This window comes from Exiguobacterium mexicanum, assembly GCF_005960665.1.
In the GTDB taxonomy this organism is placed as follows: domain Bacteria; phylum Bacillota; class Bacilli; order Exiguobacteriales; family Exiguobacteriaceae; genus Exiguobacterium; species Exiguobacterium mexicanum_A.
In genome coordinates, this window is sequence record NZ_CP040676.1 from 728,045 (window position 1) to 745,716 (window position 17,672).

19 protein-coding genes and 1 tRNA gene are annotated in these 17,672 nt (G+C 53.1%); 18 read left to right on the forward strand and 2 right to left on the reverse strand.

Annotated features, from left to right (window positions below):
* Window positions 1–41 precede the first annotated feature (41 nt).
* The 10 genes from FED52_RS04205 (at window position 42) to FED52_RS04245 (ending at window position 7,706) form a co-directional block, all read left to right on the forward strand.
* Window positions 42–1,514, forward strand: coding sequence for a tetratricopeptide repeat protein (locus FED52_RS04205; protein WP_240731306.1), 1,473 nt, complete (start codon window positions 42–44; stop codon window positions 1,512–1,514).
* 68 nt (window positions 1,515–1,582) lie between these two features.
* Entirely contained in the window at window positions 1,583–2,536 is a 954-nt protein-coding gene (gene trxB, locus FED52_RS04210; protein WP_029595052.1) for a thioredoxin-disulfide reductase, read from the forward strand.
* Between the two features lie 125 nt (window positions 2,537–2,661).
* A complete protein-coding gene (gene rapZ, locus FED52_RS04215; protein ID WP_029595053.1) occupies window positions 2,662–3,534 on the forward strand; it encodes an RNase adapter RapZ in 873 nt (290 codons plus the stop codon).
* Between the two features lies 1 nt (window position 3,535).
* The gene (locus tag FED52_RS04220) at window positions 3,536–4,531 is read left to right on the forward strand and encodes a gluconeogenesis factor YvcK family protein (RefSeq protein WP_034778537.1); all 996 of its coding nucleotides are present in this window, start codon (window positions 3,536–3,538) and stop codon (window positions 4,529–4,531) included.
* 31 nt (window positions 4,532–4,562) lie between these two features.
* Window positions 4,563–5,516, forward strand: a complete 954-nt coding sequence (whiA, locus tag FED52_RS04225; protein WP_034778536.1) for a DNA-binding protein WhiA — start codon at window positions 4,563–4,565, stop codon at window positions 5,514–5,516.
* Between the two features lie 86 nt (window positions 5,517–5,602).
* Window positions 5,603–5,839, forward strand: a complete 237-nt coding sequence (locus FED52_RS04230; protein WP_021065439.1) for a hypothetical protein — start codon at window positions 5,603–5,605, stop codon at window positions 5,837–5,839.
* A gap of 95 nt (window positions 5,840–5,934) precedes the next feature.
* Window positions 5,935–6,450, forward strand: coding sequence for a DUF2179 domain-containing protein (locus FED52_RS04235; protein ID WP_021065440.1), 516 nt, complete (start codon window positions 5,935–5,937; stop codon window positions 6,448–6,450).
* Window positions 6,451–6,521: 71 nt separating this feature from the next.
* Window positions 6,522–6,662 (forward strand): hypothetical protein, encoded by a 141-nt coding sequence (locus tag FED52_RS13975; protein ID WP_240731307.1) that lies wholly within the window; start codon window positions 6,522–6,524, stop codon window positions 6,660–6,662.
* Window positions 6,663–6,953: a hypothetical protein gene (locus tag FED52_RS04240; RefSeq protein ID WP_240731308.1), complete on the forward strand. Its 291-nt coding sequence runs from the start codon at window positions 6,663–6,665 to the stop codon at window positions 6,951–6,953.
* A 57-nt stretch (window positions 6,954–7,010) separates the two neighbouring features.
* Window positions 7,011–7,706 carry a MerR family transcriptional regulator gene (locus tag FED52_RS04245; RefSeq protein ID WP_138859071.1) on the forward strand — a complete coding sequence of 232 codons (696 nt, stop codon included), beginning with the start codon at window positions 7,011–7,013 and terminating at the stop codon, window positions 7,704–7,706.
* Between the two features lie 41 nt (window positions 7,707–7,747).
* Here the strand turns inward: FED52_RS04245 and clpP are convergent, their stop codons facing one another.
* Both clpP and FED52_RS04255 read right to left on the reverse strand, forming a co-directional pair.
* Window positions 7,748–8,323 carry an ATP-dependent Clp endopeptidase proteolytic subunit ClpP gene (clpP, locus tag FED52_RS04250; protein WP_138859072.1) on the reverse strand — a complete coding sequence of 192 codons (576 nt, stop codon included), beginning with the start codon at window positions 8,321–8,323 and terminating at the stop codon, window positions 7,748–7,750.
* Between the two features lie 151 nt (window positions 8,324–8,474).
* Window positions 8,475–8,547: transfer RNA gene (locus FED52_RS04255), tRNA-Arg, on the reverse strand.
* A 123-nt stretch (window positions 8,548–8,670) separates the two neighbouring features.
* On the opposite strand from FED52_RS04255, the gene FED52_RS04260 reads away from it, so the two are divergent.
* The 8 genes from FED52_RS04260 (at window position 8,671) to eno (ending at window position 17,209) form a co-directional block, all read left to right on the forward strand.
* On the forward strand, window positions 8,671–9,822 hold the full coding sequence (locus FED52_RS04260) for an RNA polymerase factor sigma-54 (protein WP_138859073.1): 1,152 nt from the start codon (window positions 8,671–8,673) through the stop codon (window positions 9,820–9,822).
* A gap of 1 nt (window position 9,823) precedes the next feature.
* Window positions 9,824–10,081: a glutaredoxin family protein gene (locus tag FED52_RS04265; protein ID WP_034778531.1), complete on the forward strand. Its 258-nt coding sequence runs from the start codon at window positions 9,824–9,826 to the stop codon at window positions 10,079–10,081.
* A gap of 112 nt (window positions 10,082–10,193) precedes the next feature.
* Window positions 10,194–11,219, forward strand: coding sequence for a sugar-binding transcriptional regulator (locus FED52_RS04270; RefSeq protein ID WP_034780023.1), 1,026 nt, complete (start codon window positions 10,194–10,196; stop codon window positions 11,217–11,219).
* A 59-nt stretch (window positions 11,220–11,278) separates the two neighbouring features.
* A complete protein-coding gene (gene gap / locus FED52_RS04275) occupies window positions 11,279–12,286 on the forward strand; it encodes a type I glyceraldehyde-3-phosphate dehydrogenase (RefSeq protein ID WP_138859074.1) in 1,008 nt (335 codons plus the stop codon).
* A 98-nt stretch (window positions 12,287–12,384) separates the two neighbouring features.
* Window positions 12,385–13,569 carry a phosphoglycerate kinase gene (locus FED52_RS04280; protein ID WP_131437839.1) on the forward strand — a complete coding sequence of 395 codons (1,185 nt, stop codon included), beginning with the start codon at window positions 12,385–12,387 and terminating at the stop codon, window positions 13,567–13,569.
* Between the two features lie 18 nt (window positions 13,570–13,587).
* Entirely contained in the window at window positions 13,588–14,340 is a 753-nt protein-coding gene (tpiA, locus tag FED52_RS04285; RefSeq protein WP_034778525.1) for a triose-phosphate isomerase, read from the forward strand.
* Entirely contained in the window at window positions 14,341–15,879 is a 1,539-nt protein-coding gene (gene gpmI / locus FED52_RS04290; RefSeq protein WP_138859075.1) for a 2,3-bisphosphoglycerate-independent phosphoglycerate mutase, read from the forward strand.
* 37 nt (window positions 15,880–15,916) lie between these two features.
* A complete protein-coding gene (gene eno / locus FED52_RS04295; RefSeq protein ID WP_114166805.1) occupies window positions 15,917–17,209 on the forward strand; it encodes a phosphopyruvate hydratase in 1,293 nt (430 codons plus the stop codon).
* Window positions 17,210–17,672: the final 463 nt, after the last annotated feature.

The following is a 17,672-nucleotide window of genomic DNA, read 5'->3' on the forward strand; positions in this document are numbered from 1 at the left end:
AACTAAAAAAAGATTTAGAGATGATGTGGAGGATTTAGAATATGGAAGCGAACTATGAAGCAGTAATGACGCTACCCGAACCAGAATCTCCGCTCGCCGCGGAGCTCCACTACTATAGAGGTCGTCGTGCGTTACGTGAAGGTCGCCTAGATGAAGCGACTTTTTTCATGGCTGAAGCCACTGCCGCTGCAGCCCACCGCGTCGACTATCACAAACAGTACGCTGAACTGTTATTTGAAGTAGGGGAAATCTACCACGCCAATGACGTGTGGAAACGGGTGCTTGAACTCGATGAAACGTCAACAGAGGCCTTATATCACCTTGCGAGCAACTGCGCCTATATCTCTTTATATGAAGAAGCAGCGATGTATGCAAACCGCTACCTCGAAGTCGAGGCACACGGACGCTACGCGGACTCGGTCCAATCCCTGTTAGAACTGATTGAACTCGAACAAGAACTCGAGGATGACGAGGAAGACGAGCTGATCACGTGGCACACCGAGGCCCAGCAGCATATCGACAAAGGCCGCCTGTTCGCAGCCAAGTCGACGCTCGAACGGTTAATCGATCGCTATCCACGCTTTTGGCCGGCGTTCAACAACTTGGCCGTCGTCAATTTTTATCTCGGCAACGATGAAGCGGCGTTCGAGACGCTCGAGTACGTGCTCGATGAGAACCCGGGCAACTTGCATGCGCTCTTGAACACGATTCTGTTGCTGCATGAAGCCGGACAATCGGACGCGGCGCTCCAACTGTCGGTCCCGCTGACACGTGTCCGTCCGCTCCAGTTCGATTTACGCTACAAACTCGCCACGACGCTCGCGCTCGTCGGTCAATATGACCGCGCGTACGAAGAACTTCGCCTGTTGAAGGAACGCGGATTCCGTGGGGATTCACTGTTCGGGCATTGGCTCAGCGTATCCGCCTACAAGACCGGGCGTCTTGAAGAAGCGGCTACCTATTTGAACAGTGACGAGTTGAAACAATTTGAAGAAGCGAGCCCGTATGACATCCGCGACAACCTCGAGTTCCGTTCGGCACTCGTCCAAGGGTTGCGCCAAGAAGAAGACGCGGCTCGCATCGAAATCATCCGAATCATCTCGAAACTTGCCGACGACGAAGCGTTTGAAGCACTCGCGTTGACGAACGGAATCACCGACAACGAGACGGTGCTCGCCTTCGCCGAGAAATGTCGTGCTGAGATTTGCGGGGCACCGTTCACCGGTGACGCTCGGATCGCTCGGGCGTATGAGGCCCTCGTGCTCGCCGAGACGGAAGTGACGGAAGCGGAACAGATGAGCCTCGACGGCGACTTCTATGAACGTTTCTCACTCCTGCTCCTTGCCGGGGCATCGTTCGAGGACGTCACGGCATCGGCCGCGGCTCTCGTCTGGATGTTCTATGCGAAACGGGATGCCCTCATCCTCGACGACTGTGCCGACACGTTCGGAATCGACGTCGCGACGCTCACGGGGACGATCCGTTCGTTCAAACAGACACTCGAACAAGCATAAAGATTGACGATACCTCCCTAGGTTTCTTATACTGAAGTCAATCAATTTCATGCAGAGGTGGAATCATTATGACAGAAGAAAAAATCTATGACGTCATTATCATCGGGGCCGGCCCAGCCGGAATGACGGCGGCACTTTACGCGTCGCGTGCCAACTTATCGACACTTATGATCGAACGCGGTATCCCAGGTGGACAGATGGCGAACACGGAAGATATCGAAAACTATCCGGGCTATGACAGCATCCTCGGCCCAGACTTGTCTCAAAAAATGTTCGACCACTCGAAAGCATTCGGGGCGGAGTACGCTTATGGCGACGTCCAAAGCATCTCGGACGAGACGGAATATAAAGTCGTCCACGCGCACAACCGTGACTATAAAGCACGGGCGATCATCCTCGCTTCTGGCGCACAATACAAGAAAATCGGTGTCCCGGGCGAAGAAGAGCTCGGCGGCCGCGGTGTATCGTATTGTGCGGTCTGTGACGGGGCGTTCTTCAAAGGGAAGAACTTGTTCGTCATCGGCGGCGGCGACTCAGCTGTCGAGGAAGGCGTGTTCTTGACACGTTTTGCTGACAAGGTGACAATCGTTCACCGTCGCGACGAGCTTCGCGCGCAGAAGATTCTTCAAAAACGGGCGTTCGACAATCCGAAAATCGACTTCATCTGGAACCACACGCTCAAAGAGATCGTGGAAGCCGATGGTAAAGTCGGCGGGGCACGTCTCGTCAGCACGGTCGATGGGACCGAGTCGGACCACGAAATCGACGGTGTGTTCATCTATATTGGTATGAACCCGATCACTGGTTTCGTCAAAGACCTCGGCATCACGAACGAGCAAGGCTATATCGTCACGAACGAAGCGATGGAGACGAAGATCCCAGGGATTTTCGCAGCCGGCGACGTACGCGACAAGACGCTCCGTCAAGTCGTCACCGCGACGAACGACGGATCGATTGCCGCTCAAAACGCGCAACACTATATCGAGGGGCTCCTCGAGGCGTTGCACGAACAAAACGCGTGACATGAGGCAGAAGGGATTGCGGGCGACCGCAATCCCTTCTCTTTTTTTCGGACGTTCGTTATACTAAGGACAGAAGAGAGCTGCACACACGGCTCGGTTGTCAATTTTAAGGGGGCGTCAGTGACATGGAAGACTTTAAAGGATTAGAAGAATTGATCATCATCAGCGGGATGAGCGGGGCCGGGAAATCGGTCGCAATGAATAGTTTTGAGGATCTCGGCTATTTTTGCGTCGATAACTTGCCGCCGGTGCTCTTGCCGCAATTGATTGATGTCATCAGCTCGGTCCGGCCGAAGATCGCCGTCGCGATCGACACACGGACGCGCGACTTCATCGACAGCCTGTTCATCGTCATCGACGACTTGGAACAGAAGAACGTGCACCCGCATTTGTTGTATCTCGACACACGGGACGAAGTGCTCGTGCGCCGCTACAAGGAGACGCGCCGGTCACATCCGCTCGCCCCGGAAGACGCGCCGCTCGTCGGAATCGGGATGGAGCGCTCGTTGCTCGAAGGGTTCCGTGACCGGGCCCATACGCTCTACGATACGAGCGACTTGAAGCCGCAGATGCTCAAAGACCGCATCTTGCTCCAGTTCAACGAGGAACGGATCCCGTTCACGGTCAACTTCATGTCGTTCGGGTTCAAACACGGCGTCCCGCTCGACATCGACCTGTTGTTCGACGTCCGCTTCATCACGAACCCGTTCTATATCCCGGAACTCCGTCCGCTCACCGGGCAGACGGAAGAAGTCCAGAATTACGTCATGTCGCACCCCGAGGCGCGGGCGTTCTATAAAAAACTGATCGACATGCTCGAATTCCTGTTGCCGCAGTACAAGCGCGAAGGGAAGACGCAAGTCGTCGTCGCCTTCGGCTGTACGGGCGGGAAGCACCGTTCGATCACGTTCGCCGAGAAAGTGTCGGCCCATTTCGCCGAACGCTATAACGTCAAAACCGTCCATCGCGATCTCGCGCATGCGACGAAGGAGAAATAAGATGAGACGCGATAGAAAAGTGGTGGCCATCGGTGGAGGGACGGGCCTCTCGACGCTCGTCCGGGGCTTGAAGCATTATCCGCTCGACATCACGGCCATCGTCACGGTCGGGGACGACGGGGGCAGCTCGGGGCGCCTCCGTGACGAGTTCCATATGTTACCGCCGGGCGACATCCGGAACGTCATCCTCGCCTTGTCCGAGGTCGAGCCACTCATGGACAAGATTTTGCAATATCGGTTCGACAGCGGTTACGGGCTCGAAGGGCACTCGCTCGGCAACCTCATGTTGACGGCGGCGACGCATATCTGCGAAGGCTCGTTCGTCAAGGCGGTCGACGTCTTGTCGCAGCTGTTGAACGCCCAAGGCAAGGTGCTCCCGGTGACGGAGACACTCATGACGCTCGCCGCCGAGTTCGAGGACGGGACGATCGTCAAAGGTGAATCAAAGATCCCGCTCGTCGAGAAACAAATCAAGCGCCTGTTCTTGCTCGAGGAAGGTATCAAGCCGGCGGCTGGTGTCGTCGAGGCGATCGAGGACGCCGATCTGATCGTGCTCGGTCCAGGGAGCTTGTATACGAGCATCATCCCGAACCTCTTGATTCCAGAAGTGCGTGACGCCATCGTCCGCTCCAAGAAACCGGTCGTTTACATCTGCAACGTCATGACGCAGCCCGGTGAGACGAAAGGGTACGACGCGATGAAACATTTGAAATCGATCGAGGCGTATCTCGGCAAGTCGACGGTCGACACGATCGTCGTCAACAACGAGCCAATCGAGGACATCTATTTAGAGCGTTACCTCGAGGACGGCTCGGAAGAAGTCCGCTTCGATCGGAAGAAGCTTCGAAATTACGGCACGAACGTGCTCGCGGGGGACATCGTCGACTATAACCGTGACTATATCCGCCACGACTCGGACGCCATCGCAGGACTCGTCATGCAACGTGTCCTGCGCATCAAGAAACCACGCTCGTTCCAAGAACTTGAGCTGAAATAAGTTGTGATTGAACAGAAAGGAGGGGACCGGCATGAGCTTTGCCTCTGACGTCAAAAAAGAATTGACGCAACTCGTCGTGACCGATGCCGAGGCGAAAGCGGAACTATCCGCGCTCGTCCGGATGAACGGCGTCATCTCGCTCGCTTTAGGGCGAGGGATGACGCTCGACGTCTCGACTGAGAACGCCGCCATCGCACGTCGAATCTATTCCCTCATGAAACGGCTGTACGACCATCATCTCGATTTGTTCGTACGGAAGAAAATGCGGTTGAAGAAGAACAACGTCTATATCGTCCGGGTCGCCCAGCGTGCCGAGACGATGCTTCGAGACCTTGAAATCCTCGGGGAGAACTACGAGATGATCCGCACACTCAACTCGGACATGACACGTGACGAGAACCTCGCCCGTGCCTATTTACGCGGGTCGTTCCTTGCCGGCGGGTCAATCAACCATCCGAAGACGTCGTCGTATCACCTCGAGGTGTACAGCCTGTACGAGAACCATAACCAGGCGCTCCGTGACCTCGCCAACCGCTTCGGCTTGAACGCGAAAACGCTCGAGCGGAAGAAAGGGCACATCCTCTATATCAAAGAGAGTGAAAAGATCTCGGACTTCCTGAAACTCATCGGGGCGACGCGCGGCATGCTCGACTTCGAGGACGCGCGTATCATCAAAGACATGCGCAACTCGGTCAACCGGCTCGTCAACTGTGAGACGGCGAACTTGAACAAGACTGTCGGGGCGGCGCTCCGCCAAGTCGAGAACATCAAGTTCCTCGAGCGCACGGTCGGGCTTGAAATCTTACCGGTCAAACTCCGGGAAATCGCCGAGCTCCGGGTCACCCATCAAGACGTCTCGCTCCAAGAACTCGGCGAGATGCTCGAGACGGGACCGATCTCGAAATCGGGGATCAACCATCGGCTCCGCAAGATCGACCAGATCGCGGACAAGGTGCGAAACGGTGAAGAAATCAGCTCATCGTGACCCCGGTTGCACCAAAACCATTCTTCCTATATAATTAGCAATTGTGTATAGGACTTAGAAATGTAACTTAAAGGAGCTTCATGATTATGTCGAATGCAAAGAAAAGAATCTCGCTCACGATCGACGCTGATTTAGACCAGGTCATCACGGAGCGTGCGAAACAAATCGGGATCCCGAAAAGCGCCCTCGTCACGTTCGCGACAAGCCTCTTCCTCAACCAATTGCGCGCGGAAGAAGTATTGTCAGGTGACACGAACGCCATCTATCAGGTCATCCGCAAAGATTATGAACTGCTCACGAGCGTGGATAACTTAGACAAATAATTGCGAAAGGCTGACTGCGGTCAGCCTTTTTTGGTTGCATCCGGCCTTAAAATTTGGAATAGTGGTTATATTGAATTCGAATGGAGGTCGATCCTATGGGGCAAATCTTGCTCATCCTAGTATTACAACTCGTCTACGTACCGGTGCTGACGCTTCGGACCATCATGCTCGTCAAAGGAAAAACGATGATTGCGGGGCTGTTCGGGACGCTTGAGACGCTAATCTATATCTTCGCGCTCGGGATCGTGTTCCAAGATTTGACGACGCTCGGCATGATCGTCTATGCGGTCGGATTCGGGCTCGGGATTCTCGTCGGCGGTTACGTCGAGCGTAAGCTTGCCATCGGCTACAACATGATCCAAGTCCACACACAAGAGTTCCCGGCCGAGCTCATCCAAAAGATGCGCGACAGCGGTTATGGTGTGACGCACTACCAAGGTCAGGGACGTGACGGCATCCGATATCGTCTCGACGTCTTGGCGGCACGGACACGGATGAAAGATTTGCGGCAAATGGTCGAGGAGTATGAGCCGAAGGCGTTCCTCGTCGCATTCGATCCGATCGACTTTAAAGGCGGCTATATGATGAAAGGGCTCCGACGCCCGAAATGAACGGGACGACTCACGGAAGTGGGTCGTTTTTTCGTGGAACGGGGAATACAAGAACAAAGGAGATGAGCGAGTTGAGACGAAAAGGGTTATGGATCGTCGTGGTTGGGTTGATTCTCGTCGGCGGCGCGCTGTTCGCCACCTCGTTTTGGAAGTCGGAGTCCTCGATCAAACCGCCGCTCCCGACAGTCCGGATCGGATCGGTGACGGCCTAAGTGAAACAGTCGACGTTCTGCTGGTCCAATGGGGGCGAGGCGGTATGTGAAGACCACGGGTTGCCGGAAGCGGACGACTTGCAGCTCGTGCCCGTCGAGCCGGGTGCCGAGATTGATGTCGAGTTCCATGCCGAGCCGTCGAACGTCTCATTCCATCAAATCATCGACGGGGAGCTCGTACGGTCTGAACCCGTCGTGCCCGACGCACCGGGCGTCTATTTGTTCGAGACGGGCGGGGAGTGGCCGCGTGGGGACAGCCGCTATGTGTTCGGGGTCGAGGTCGAGGAATAAAAGAGTTGACCTGTCCGCTACGGGCGGCTTTATGATCAATGAGAAGGGGGGACGCCAATGATTCAAATCGGAAAAGTGGTCCATCTAACGGGGTTGTCCACTAAAGCAATCAAATGGTATGAAGCGAAAGGACTCGTCCGACCGACTCGTTTAGATAATCAGTATCGGTTATACGGGATGGAAGAAATAAGACGCCTGAACGAAATCAAGTTACTACGCCAAATGGGTATCTCGCTCGAACAAATTCAGACGGCAAAAAGTGTGAGCGAGGTACTCGACAGCAGACTTGATGAGGTTCAACGCGAAATCGAGGCGTTGCGACAAGTCGAGCAACAAATCAAATGGATGCAAACAGGGGGAGATTCAATGAAAGTACGTTATGAGATGTGGGACCGACCGAAAATCGTAAACGGTTATGTATCCGAACTCACCACAATCCCATTCGTTTGGGAAAAACTGCAACCAGAGCTGACGACAGACGAATCATATGGCGTCTGTTTAGCGAAAGAAGAAGCTTATCTAGCAGGGATGACTGATCCTGTCATAGGAGAAGAGGGAAGACAGGTTGAACTGTCGGCAGGACGTTACCTTGTCGCCACGGTCGAAGGCGGAATCCCGGCCATCCCCACGACGTATAATCAACTTCTAGCGTTGCCGGATGTAACGTTGCGGGATGCACTCGATTTTGAGCGCTACATTCATGGGCAAGACGGAGCTGACGATTTGATTGAAATTTGGTTACCTGTCCAATAAAAAGAAGCGCCTTTCCCGGATTTGGGAAAGGCGCTTTTGGATTAACGAGTCATGACCTTGTCGATGAGACCGTAGTCTTTCGCTTGTTCAGCTGACATGAAGTAGTCGCGCTCTGTGTCGCGCTCGATGACTTCAAGCGGCTGGCCTGTGTTGTCGGCCATGATTTGGTTCAATTTCTCGCGCATTTTGATGATGCGTTCAGCATGGATCTTGATGTCCGATGCTTGACCTTGCGTACCGCCGAGCGGTTGGTGAATCATGATCTCCGCGTTTGGAAGCGCGAAGCGTTTGCCTTTTTCACCGGCTTGGAGCAAGAAGGCACCCATCGATGCGGCCATTCCGATACAAATCGTCGACACGTTCGGTTTGATGAAGTTCATCGTGTCATAAATCGCCATTCCGGAAGTGATCGAACCACCCGGGCTGTTGATGTAAAGTGAGATGTCCTTATCTGGGTCCTCGGCTGCAAGGAAGAGGAGCTGGGCAACGATCGAGTTGGCGACGTTGTCGTCGATCGCACTTCCGAGCAAGATGATGCGGTCCTTGAGCAAGCGTGAGTAAATATCGTACGCGCGTTCCCCGCGACCTGTTTGTTCGATAACTGTTGGAATTAACATTGAATCTGCCTCCTTTATGTAGGTTGTAAACATATCATACCGCTATAGTCAATGTTGGTCAAACGATAGTCATCGTTTTTGACCTATTCCACGGTTTGACGATTCTAAAACGACAAAAGAGGCCAGGCATCTGCCTGACCTCTTTCTTTGATACACCCGGAGAGATTCGAACTCCCGACACCTGGCACCGGAAACCAGTGCTCTATCCCCTGAGCTACGGGTGCATGTTCTCTGACACGATTTATTATACATTTGTTTTTTTAAAAAAGCAATCCTGTTCGTCTCACTTTTTTTTGAGCGCGTTTTCCCGCCTTTCGCTACAATAGGAAACGAGAGGGGTGTGACCGATGCAACGCCAAGAACAACAGCAACTTCAAAAGCAACAGCAACAGCTGACCCAGGACATGGTCAGGCGTCTGCCGGTTCTCGAAGCAGACCGGACCGCGATCGCTTTTCAGCTTGGCCGTTTGTCAAAGCGGAACCCGAACATCGCCATCGGCAGCGGCGCGGTCGAATGGGTGGAGGACACGGCGAGCGGATTCGAGTCGCGTCTGTTCGAACAGATCGAGGAAGGAAGTGGGAACGAGGCCCAACGTATGCTTCAAAAGCGGCTCGTCCTCGCGCTAGACCATCGTGGCCTCTTGCCTGATAGTGACTTCGTGCTCGCCCATCGATTCGAGGTCGATGTGGCGGACATTGAGGCGGCACGCCAGGCACTCTTGTTTTTAGAACCGACGGGGATCGGGGCGAAGAATGAGCGGGACTGCCAATACCGGCATGCGATTGAACATGACGACCCGCTCGTCTTGGACGTATTCGAGGCGCTCGACGCGAACGTTGATGACATCCCGGGGCGACTCGACATCTCGGTGGCCGAGTTCGACCGGGTGACCCGTATCGTGGCGACGTTACCAAAAACACCAATATTATATGAAGGAACCGAGCATATCATCCCGGAACTCGAAGTCGTCCGGCGTGACGATGAGCTTGTGACGACATGGTTCAGCCCAACGCTCGATGCGACTCGGATCGGGGACGACCGCGAGGCAAAGTGGTGGCACGAGACGCTCGAGATGCGGAACGCGACGCTTCATTCGGTATGGACGGTCATCGCGGAACGTCAGGCGGACTGGCTCGACGGCAAGCACGTCTTGCATCCGTTGACGCGGAAAGAAGTCGCCGAGCGGATCGGCAAGCACGAGTCGACCGTCGGACGGGCCATCCAAGGAAAGTATGTGGCGACCGAAGGCGGGGTCATGGCGTGGCGCCACTTTTTCGTCAGGTCCACGGAGCACGGGCAATCGCCGTTCATGGTGAAGAAGGCGCTCGCCGAACTGATTCAACAAGAGACGTCACCTTTGAGTGACGCCGCGCTCATGCGAGAGTTGGCCCGGCTCGGTTATACGGTGACACGACGGACCGTGGCGAACTATCGGGAGGCGCTCGGTTTTGGGAACTCGCGGGAGCGGGAACGACAACTATGGAAAGGAGGGGACTGACATGGTGCTGACGTTATACCGGCGTGCCAACTGTTCGCTCTGCGAGGAGGCGCTCGTCATGCTCGAATGGCTCATGGAAGACTATCCGTTCGAACTTGAACAGGTCGACATCACGGGCAACGAAGAACTCGAGGCGAAGTACTTGTTTGAAATCCCCGTCGTCTTACACGAGGGGCGCGTCATTAGTCAAGGGCGATACGATGACAGTAAAGTTGAAGATTTTGTTAAGTATACGCTTACATCGAAAAAAAACGTTTGAAGGGGTTGCAAGACGGAAAGGTCATTGATAAGATGAAGTCGTAGCGGTGGGACGCAAATATAAAAGTGGGACAAAAGTTGTCCACGCTTTAGGTCGAGGGGGAATGAGTATGATCCAGCAGCTGATTCAAGTTCAGAAGCAAATCGTTCCCGACATGCTCGATACGCTCCGACATCGTTACGACATCTTACATTACGTCCGGTTGATGCAGCCAATCGGCCGCCGGACACTCGCCACAAGCCTCGGGCTGACGGAACGAATCCTAAGACGAGAAGTCGACTTTTTGAAAGACCAAGGTCTATTGATGGTCGCTACTCAAGGTATTTCCCTTACGGAATCGGGCCGAAACGTTCTCCGGGACTTGCACGAGGTCATGGGAGAGATCCTAGGCATCTCGGAAGTCGCACGAGAACTCGAGCGAAAACTAGGCGTTCGCCAAGTCGTCATCGTACCGGGTGATTCCGACGAGACGTTCTGGGTCCAGCGAGATATCGGTCGGGCCGCCGTCACGCAGCTGAAAGCGCGACTGGCACCTGACGACAATATCATCGCGGTCACAGGCGGGACGACGATGGCATCGGTTGCGGCCATGATGTCGCCCGATAAAAAAGAACGGCCGATGCATTTCGTGCCGGCACGCGGCGGACTCGGAGAGACGCTTGAGTTACAGGCGAACACCGTCTGTTCTCGAATGGCCGACCGGGCCCATGCCGACTATCATTTACTCCACATTCCGGACGAGGTTTCGCAAGAGACGTTCGAGCGGATGGTGGAGGAACCTAGCATAAAAAATGTCCTGGAAATGATTAGAGCGGCGCGAATTGTGGTACATGGAATTGGTGAGGCGGAAACGATGGCGAAACGCCGTCACGCGTCACCAGAGCATTTGCGGATGATCGAACGGCATGATGCCGTCGCCGAGGCGTTCGGATATTACTTCAACGCCGAAGGTGAAATCGTTCATCGGGTCAAGACGGTCGGGATCCAATTAGAGGAGCTCGACGACATGGACACCGTCATCGCGGTCGCCGGAGGGAAATCGAAGGCACAAGCGATTGCCGCATATGCGAAACACACGCCGAACATCATCCTCGTCACAGACGAAGGTGCGGCGACAGAATTATTAAATCGTTATTAAAGAGTTGACCCCCGTTGGCTCTTCAATAAATAGCTTCTACCCTAAGGAGGAAATTAACTATGGCAGTAAAAGTTGGTATTAACGGATTTGGACGTATTGGTCGTTTGGCATTCCGCGAGATCATCAAAAACGAAGGAATCGAAGTTGTTGCAATCAACGACTTGACTGACACGAAGATGCTCGCTCACCTTCTCAAGTATGACACGACACAAGGTCGTTTCGACGGAGAAGTAGAAGTACACGACGATCACTTCCTCGTAAACGGCGAGAAAGTCGTTACACTTGCTAACCGCAACCCAGAAGAACTTCCATGGGGCGAGCTCGGTGTTGACATCGTTCTCGAATGTACTGGTTTCTTCACAGCAAAAGAAAAAGCGGAGCTTCACTTGAAAGCTGGCGCGAAAAAAGTTGTGATCTCGGCTCCGGCTACAGGTGACATGAAGACTGTTGTTTACAACACAAACCACGACATCCTTGATGGTACTGAGACAGTAATCTCTGGTGCTTCTTGTACGACAAACTGCTTGGCGCCAATGGCGAAAGTTCTCCAAGACCAGTTCGGAATCGTTGAAGGTCTCATGACAACAATCCACGCTTACACAGGCGACCAAAACACGCTTGACGCTCCACACCCGAAAGGCGACTTCCGTCGTGCACGTGCGGCAGCAGCAAACATCGTACCAAACACAACTGGTGCGGCTAAAGCGATCGGCCTCGTTATCCCAGAACTTCAAGGTAAACTTGACGGTGCGGCACAACGTGTACCAGTTGCTACAGGTTCACTCACAGAGCTCGTAACAGTTCTTGAGAAAACTGTATCTGTTGACGAAATCAACGCAGCAATGAAAAAAGCAGCGAACGAGTCATTCGGTTACACTGAAGACGAAATCGTATCTTCTGACATCGTCGGAATCACTTACGGTTCACTCTTCGATGCGACACAAACTAAAGTAATGACAGTTGGCGACAAGCAACTCGTTAAGACAGTTTCTTGGTACGACAACGAAATGTCTTACACTGCACAATTGGTTCGCACACTCAAGCACTTCGCTGAAATCGCGAAGTAAGTTCGTGAACTAAATAGAATCAAATAGGAGCGGAAACAAGAGATTGTTCTCCGCTCTATTTATGAAATTGACACGCACGACATATGGAGGCGAAGGTTATGAACAAACAGTCTATTCGTGACATCGATGTAAAAGGGAAACGCGTCTTTTGCCGCGTTGACTTCAACGTTCCACTCAAAGATCGCGTCATTCAAGATGAAACGCGGATCCAAGCGGCTCTTCCGACGATCAAACACTTGATCGACGGCGGTGCGAAAGTCATTTTGGCGAGCCACCTCGGCCGTCCAAAAGGCGAGAAGAACCTCGAGTACTCACTCGCACCGGTCGCTAAACGTCTCGCTGAACTTCTCGGCAAAGATGTACCCCTCGTTGAAGAGGCGTACGGTCCAGTCGCAGAAGAAGCCGTTTCAAAACTTGGTGAAGGTGACGTCGTCGTTCTCGAGAACGTCCGTTTCTACCCTGGTGAAACGAAAAACGATCCAGAACTCGCGAAAGGTTTCGCGGCACTCGCTGATATCTTCGTCAACGATGCGTTCGGTGCGGCTCACCGTGCCCACGCTTCAACAGAAGGTATCGCGCAAAACGTGGACCACGCGGTGGCTGGTCTCTTGATGGAGAAAGAACTTGAAGTCCTCGGGAAGGCACTCTCGAACCCGGACCGTCCGTTCACGGCGATCATCGGCGGATCGAAAGTTGCTGACAAGATTGGGGTCATCGACCACCTTCTTGACATCGTTGACACACTCATCATCGGTGGCGGTCTCTCGTACACGTTCTCGAAAGCACTCGGGCACGAAGTCGGAACGTCACTCCTTGAAGAAGACAAGCTCGACCTCGCTCGTCAGTTCATGAAAAAAGCAGAAGACAAAGGCGTGAAGTTCTTGATGCCGGTCGACTGTGTCATTGCGAAAGAATTCGGCGAAGAGACATACGTCGGACCAGTCGATATCGACTCGATCCCTGCGGATCACATGGGTCTTGATATCGGACCGAAGACAGTCGAAATTTACGCGGAAGCGATTCGCGAATCGAAACTTGTCGTTTGGAACGGACCGATGGGCGTATTCGAACTCGATAAGTACGCTAACGGAACGAAAGGTGTCGCTCAAGCACTCGCAGACAGCGACGCATACTCAATCATCGGTGGTGGTGACTCAGCCGCGGCAGCAGCCAAGTTTGGCCTTGCTGACCAAATGAGCCACATCTCGACTGGTGGCGGCGCTTCACTCGAATTCATGGAAGGCAAGAAACTTCCAGGCGTCGAAGCGTTGAACGACAAGTAAAATAGAGGAGGGTTATCGATGCGTAAACCGATTATTGCAGGTAACTGGAAAATGAACAAAACACTCTCGGAAGCTGTCGCTTTCGTAGAGGAAGTTAAAAATAACATCCCATCAACGGACAAAGTTGACGCGGCGATTGGTGCACCAGCACTTTTCCTCGCACCGATGGTAGAAGCAGCGAAGGGGTCAAACCTTAAGCTCGGTGCTCAAAACATGTACGACAAAGACAGCGGGGCATACACAGGCGAAATCAGCCCGGCCATGGTCGCTGACCTCGGCGTGACATACGTCATCCTTGGACACTCAGAGCGTCGCGAATACTTCGGCGAATCTGATGCGTTCATCAACAGCAAAACGAAAAAAGCGTTCGAACACGGTCTTACGCCAATCGTTTGTGTCGGTGAGACATTAGAAGAGCGCGAAGGCGACAAGTTCGAAGAAGTCATCAAGACGCAAGTCGAAGGTGGCCTCGCGGACCTCTCAGCTGACCAAGTCAAACAACTCGTCATCGCGTACGAGCCAGTTTGGGCGATCGGCACTGGTAAATCAGCGGACGAAGCAGATGCGCAAAGCTCATGCAAATATGTTCGTGACGTGGTAAAAGGTCTTTACGGTGAAGACGTGGCGGCTGCGGTTCGCATCCAATACGGCGGTTCTGTAAAACCTGAGAACATCAAGGAGTATATGGCGCAAGAAGACATCGACGGCGCGCTCGTCGGCGGTGCTTCACTTGAAGCTGCTTCGTTCCTCAAGTTGTTGGAGGCGATTTAAATGGCAAGACCAGTCGCCCTCATCATCTTGGATGGTTTTGGAATGCGGAACGAAACGTTCGGTAATGCGGTCGCTGCGGCGAACAAACCGAACTTCGACCGCTACTGGGAGCAGTATCCACATACGCTCCTCAACGCGAAAGGCGAGTACGTCGGCCTTCCGGAAGGTCAGATGGGGAACTCGGAAGTCGGTCACTTGAACATCGGTGCCGGCCGGGTCGTCTATCAGTCACTTTCACGCGTCAACAACGCCATCAAAGACCGTTCACTCTTCGACCGCCAAGCGATGAATCACTTGGCCGGACATGTGAAAAAGTATGATTCGAGCCTCCACATCATGGGCCTCGTCTCAGACGGTGGGATTCACTCTCACATCAACCACATGTACGCCATCGTCGAGTTCGCAAAACTTCATGGTATCGAAAAAGTATACATTCACGCTTTCACGGACGGCCGTGACTGTGATCCGAAATCAGGCGCTGGCTTCCTCGAACAGACGGAAGCGAAGCTCGCTGAACTCGGACTCGGTCAAGTCGCTAGCGTGTCTGGACGCTACTATGCCATGGACCGCGATAACCGTTGGGAACGCGTCGAGAAAGTATACGACGTGCTCGTCAACGCGAAAGGCGAAGTCGGCACGAATGCGGTCGACGTGCTTAAACAGTCGTACGCAGACGGCTTGACGGATGAATTCGTCTTACCGACGGTCATCGAGAAAGATGGACAACCGGTCGCGACGATCAAAGATAACGACGCGATCATGTTCTTCAACTTCCGTCCGGACCGGGCGATTGAACTTGCGAAAGTGTTCAAAGAGAAGACCGGCTTCAAAGGCTTCAAACTTTCGAACACACATCCAGAGAACATCTTGCTCGTCTCGATGACGAAATTCTCGGATGAAATCGACACGGACATCGTCTTCCCACCAGAAGATTTGAAAAACACGCTCGGTGAGACTCTCGCCGCGCAAGGGTACAAACAGCTCCGCGCTGCGGAAACTGAGAAATACCCGCACGTCACGTTCTTCTTGAACGGACAACAAGAAACACCGTTCGAAGATGAAGATCGTTTCCTCGTACCGTCACCGAAAGTGGCGACGTACGACTTGAAGCCGGAAATGAGCGCATACGAGCTCACGGAAGGTCTTCTCGAACGCATCGAATCGGACACGTATGACGCGTATATCATCAACTACGCGAACCCGGACATGGTCGGCCATTCCGGTATGCTCGAACCGACGAAGAAAGCTGTCGAAGTCGTCGACGAATGCCTCGGTAAAGTAGTGGACGCACTCATTGCTAAAGGCGGCGCGGCGATCATCACGGCGGACCACGGGAACGCTGACCTTGTCACGAACCCGGACGGCTCACCGATGACGGCCCACACGACGGAACCAGTACCATGTATCGTCACGAAAGAAGGGGTGGAACTGAAACCAGTTCTAGAAGGCGCTTTATGCGACCTCGCCCCGACGCTCCTTCACCTGCTTGGTGGAGAGCAACCGGCAGAAATGACCGGCACATCAATCGTCACGAAGTAACTCAAAAAACTTTCCAAATAAAAGGGAGCGAATCAATATGTCAATGATTACAGAAATTTACGCACGCGAAATTTTGGATTCACGTGGTAACCCATCAGTAGAAGTAGAAGTCTTCACAGAAGACGGTGGTTTCGGCCGTGCCCTCGTCCCATCAGGCGCATCAACTGGTGAGCACGAAGCAGTTGAACTCCGTGATGGCGACAAGTCACGCTACCTTGGTAAAGGTGTACTCAAAGCCGTTGCGAACGTAAACGACACAATCGCACCTGAACTCATCGGCTACGATGTTTTCGACCAAAATGCAATCGACGCTAAAATGATCGAACTTGATGGCACACCAAACAAAGCGAAGCTCGGCGCAAACGCAATCCTTGGTGTCTCAATGGCAGCAGCTCACGCAGCAGCTGATGAGCTCGGTCTTCCACTTTACACGTATCTCGGTGGATTCAACGCGAAGACACTTCCAACACCAATGATGAACATCATCAACGGTGGCTCGCACGCGGACAACAACGTTGACTTCCAAGAGTTCATGATCATGCCTGTTGGTGCGCCAACGTTCCGTGAAGCGCTCCGTATGGGTGCTGAAGTATTCCACGCCCTCAAATCAGTTCTTTCTGGTATGGGTCTTAACACAGCAGTCGGTGACGAAGGTGGTTTCGCACCAAACCTTAAGTCAAACGAAGAAGCGATCACTGTTATCCTTGAAGCGATCGAAAAAGCTGGTTACAAACCAGGTGAAGACGTCTACCTCGCAATGGACGTTGCATCTTCTGAGTTCTATGACAAGTCGACTGGCAAGTACGAACTCGCTGGCGAAGGCAAATCACTTACAACTGCAGAACTCGTAGACTTCTACGCAGAACTCGTTGACAAGTACCCAATCCTCTCAATCGAAGATGGTTGCGATGAAAACGACTGGGATGGCCACAAATTGCTTACTGAGAAAATCGGTAACAAAGTTCAACTCGTTGGGGATGACCTCTTCGTAACGAACACAGCGAAATTGGCTGAAGGAATCGAAAAAGGTATCGCGAACTCGATCCTCATCAAAGTTAACCAAATCGGTACGCTCACAGAAACATTTGACGCGATCGAAATGGCTAAAAAAGCTGGTTACACAGCAGTTGTCTCACACCGTTCTGGTGAAACAGAAGACGCAACAATCGCGGACATCGCGGTTGCAACAAACGCTGGTCAAATCAAAACTGGTTCACTTTCGCGTACAGACCGTATTGCGAAGTACAACCAACTTCTCCGCATCGAAGACATGCTCGGCGATGTAGCGAAATACGACGGCATCAAGTCGTTCTACAACCTCAAAAAATAATTGATTGTTTTCAGGTCCGCCTCGTGCGGGCCTGTTTTTTTGTGGTTTTGATTATCTTCATCAGACGGCGGGACGCTTTCCTGGGGTGATGCGGATGCCTCCGCAGCGCACGCGCGCTTTACGGGGTCATCCTTGCATCACTCTCCCCAAGGAGTCGCCCACCGTCTGATTCCGTCCAAGCGGCACCGTAGATTGCCTGCAGAAAGCATCGGTGCCGCCAGGGCGGATAGTATATTCTGCTCCGTTTCCGGGAATAGACTAGTGTAGGTGAAAGGAGGCGTTCGTCATGATGATCAGCGGTTTTCTCCTTCTTCTCATTGCGCTCGGTGTCGGTGGTTACTTCCTGTACAAGTATATGGAAGACCGGAAATGGTCGTGACGTGCGTCACGGCCGTTTTTTTTGAGTGCGTGAACGCTTGAAAATTGGGTATAATCAGATACAGACTACAAAAAGGAGAGACGT

What these genes read in the sequence shown, in the direction of transcription:
- FED52_RS04205 (WP_240731306.1), top strand. Translation starts at nt 42, where the DNA reads ATGGAAGCGAACTATGAAGCAGTAATGACGCTACCCGAACCAGAATCT.
- trxB (WP_029595052.1), top strand. Translation starts at nt 1,583, where the DNA reads ATGACAGAAGAAAAAATCTATGACGTCATTATCATCGGGGCCGGCCCA.
- rapZ (WP_029595053.1), top strand. Translation starts at nt 2,662, where the DNA reads ATGGAAGACTTTAAAGGATTAGAAGAATTGATCATCATCAGCGGGATG.
- FED52_RS04220 (WP_034778537.1), top strand. Translation starts at nt 3,536, where the DNA reads ATGAGACGCGATAGAAAAGTGGTGGCCATCGGTGGAGGGACGGGCCTC.
- whiA (WP_034778536.1), top strand. Translation starts at nt 4,563, where the DNA reads ATGAGCTTTGCCTCTGACGTCAAAAAAGAATTGACGCAACTCGTCGTG.
- FED52_RS04230 (WP_021065439.1), top strand. Translation starts at nt 5,603, where the DNA reads ATGTCGAATGCAAAGAAAAGAATCTCGCTCACGATCGACGCTGATTTA.
- FED52_RS04235 (WP_021065440.1), top strand. Translation starts at nt 5,935, where the DNA reads ATGGGGCAAATCTTGCTCATCCTAGTATTACAACTCGTCTACGTACCG.
- FED52_RS04245 (WP_138859071.1), top strand. Translation starts at nt 7,011, where the DNA reads ATGATTCAAATCGGAAAAGTGGTCCATCTAACGGGGTTGTCCACTAAA.
- clpP (WP_138859072.1), bottom strand. Translation starts at nt 8,323, where the DNA reads ATGTTAATTCCAACAGTTATCGAACAAACAGGTCGCGGGGAACGCGCG.
- FED52_RS04260 (WP_138859073.1), top strand. Translation starts at nt 8,671, where the DNA reads ATGCAACGCCAAGAACAACAGCAACTTCAAAAGCAACAGCAACAGCTG.
- FED52_RS04265 (WP_034778531.1), top strand. Translation starts at nt 9,824, where the DNA reads ATGGTGCTGACGTTATACCGGCGTGCCAACTGTTCGCTCTGCGAGGAG.
- gap (WP_138859074.1), top strand. Translation starts at nt 11,279, where the DNA reads ATGGCAGTAAAAGTTGGTATTAACGGATTTGGACGTATTGGTCGTTTG.
- FED52_RS04280 (WP_131437839.1), top strand. Translation starts at nt 12,385, where the DNA reads ATGAACAAACAGTCTATTCGTGACATCGATGTAAAAGGGAAACGCGTC.
- tpiA (WP_034778525.1), top strand. Translation starts at nt 13,588, where the DNA reads ATGCGTAAACCGATTATTGCAGGTAACTGGAAAATGAACAAAACACTC.
- gpmI (WP_138859075.1), top strand. Translation starts at nt 14,341, where the DNA reads ATGGCAAGACCAGTCGCCCTCATCATCTTGGATGGTTTTGGAATGCGG.
- eno (WP_114166805.1), top strand. Translation starts at nt 15,917, where the DNA reads ATGTCAATGATTACAGAAATTTACGCACGCGAAATTTTGGATTCACGT.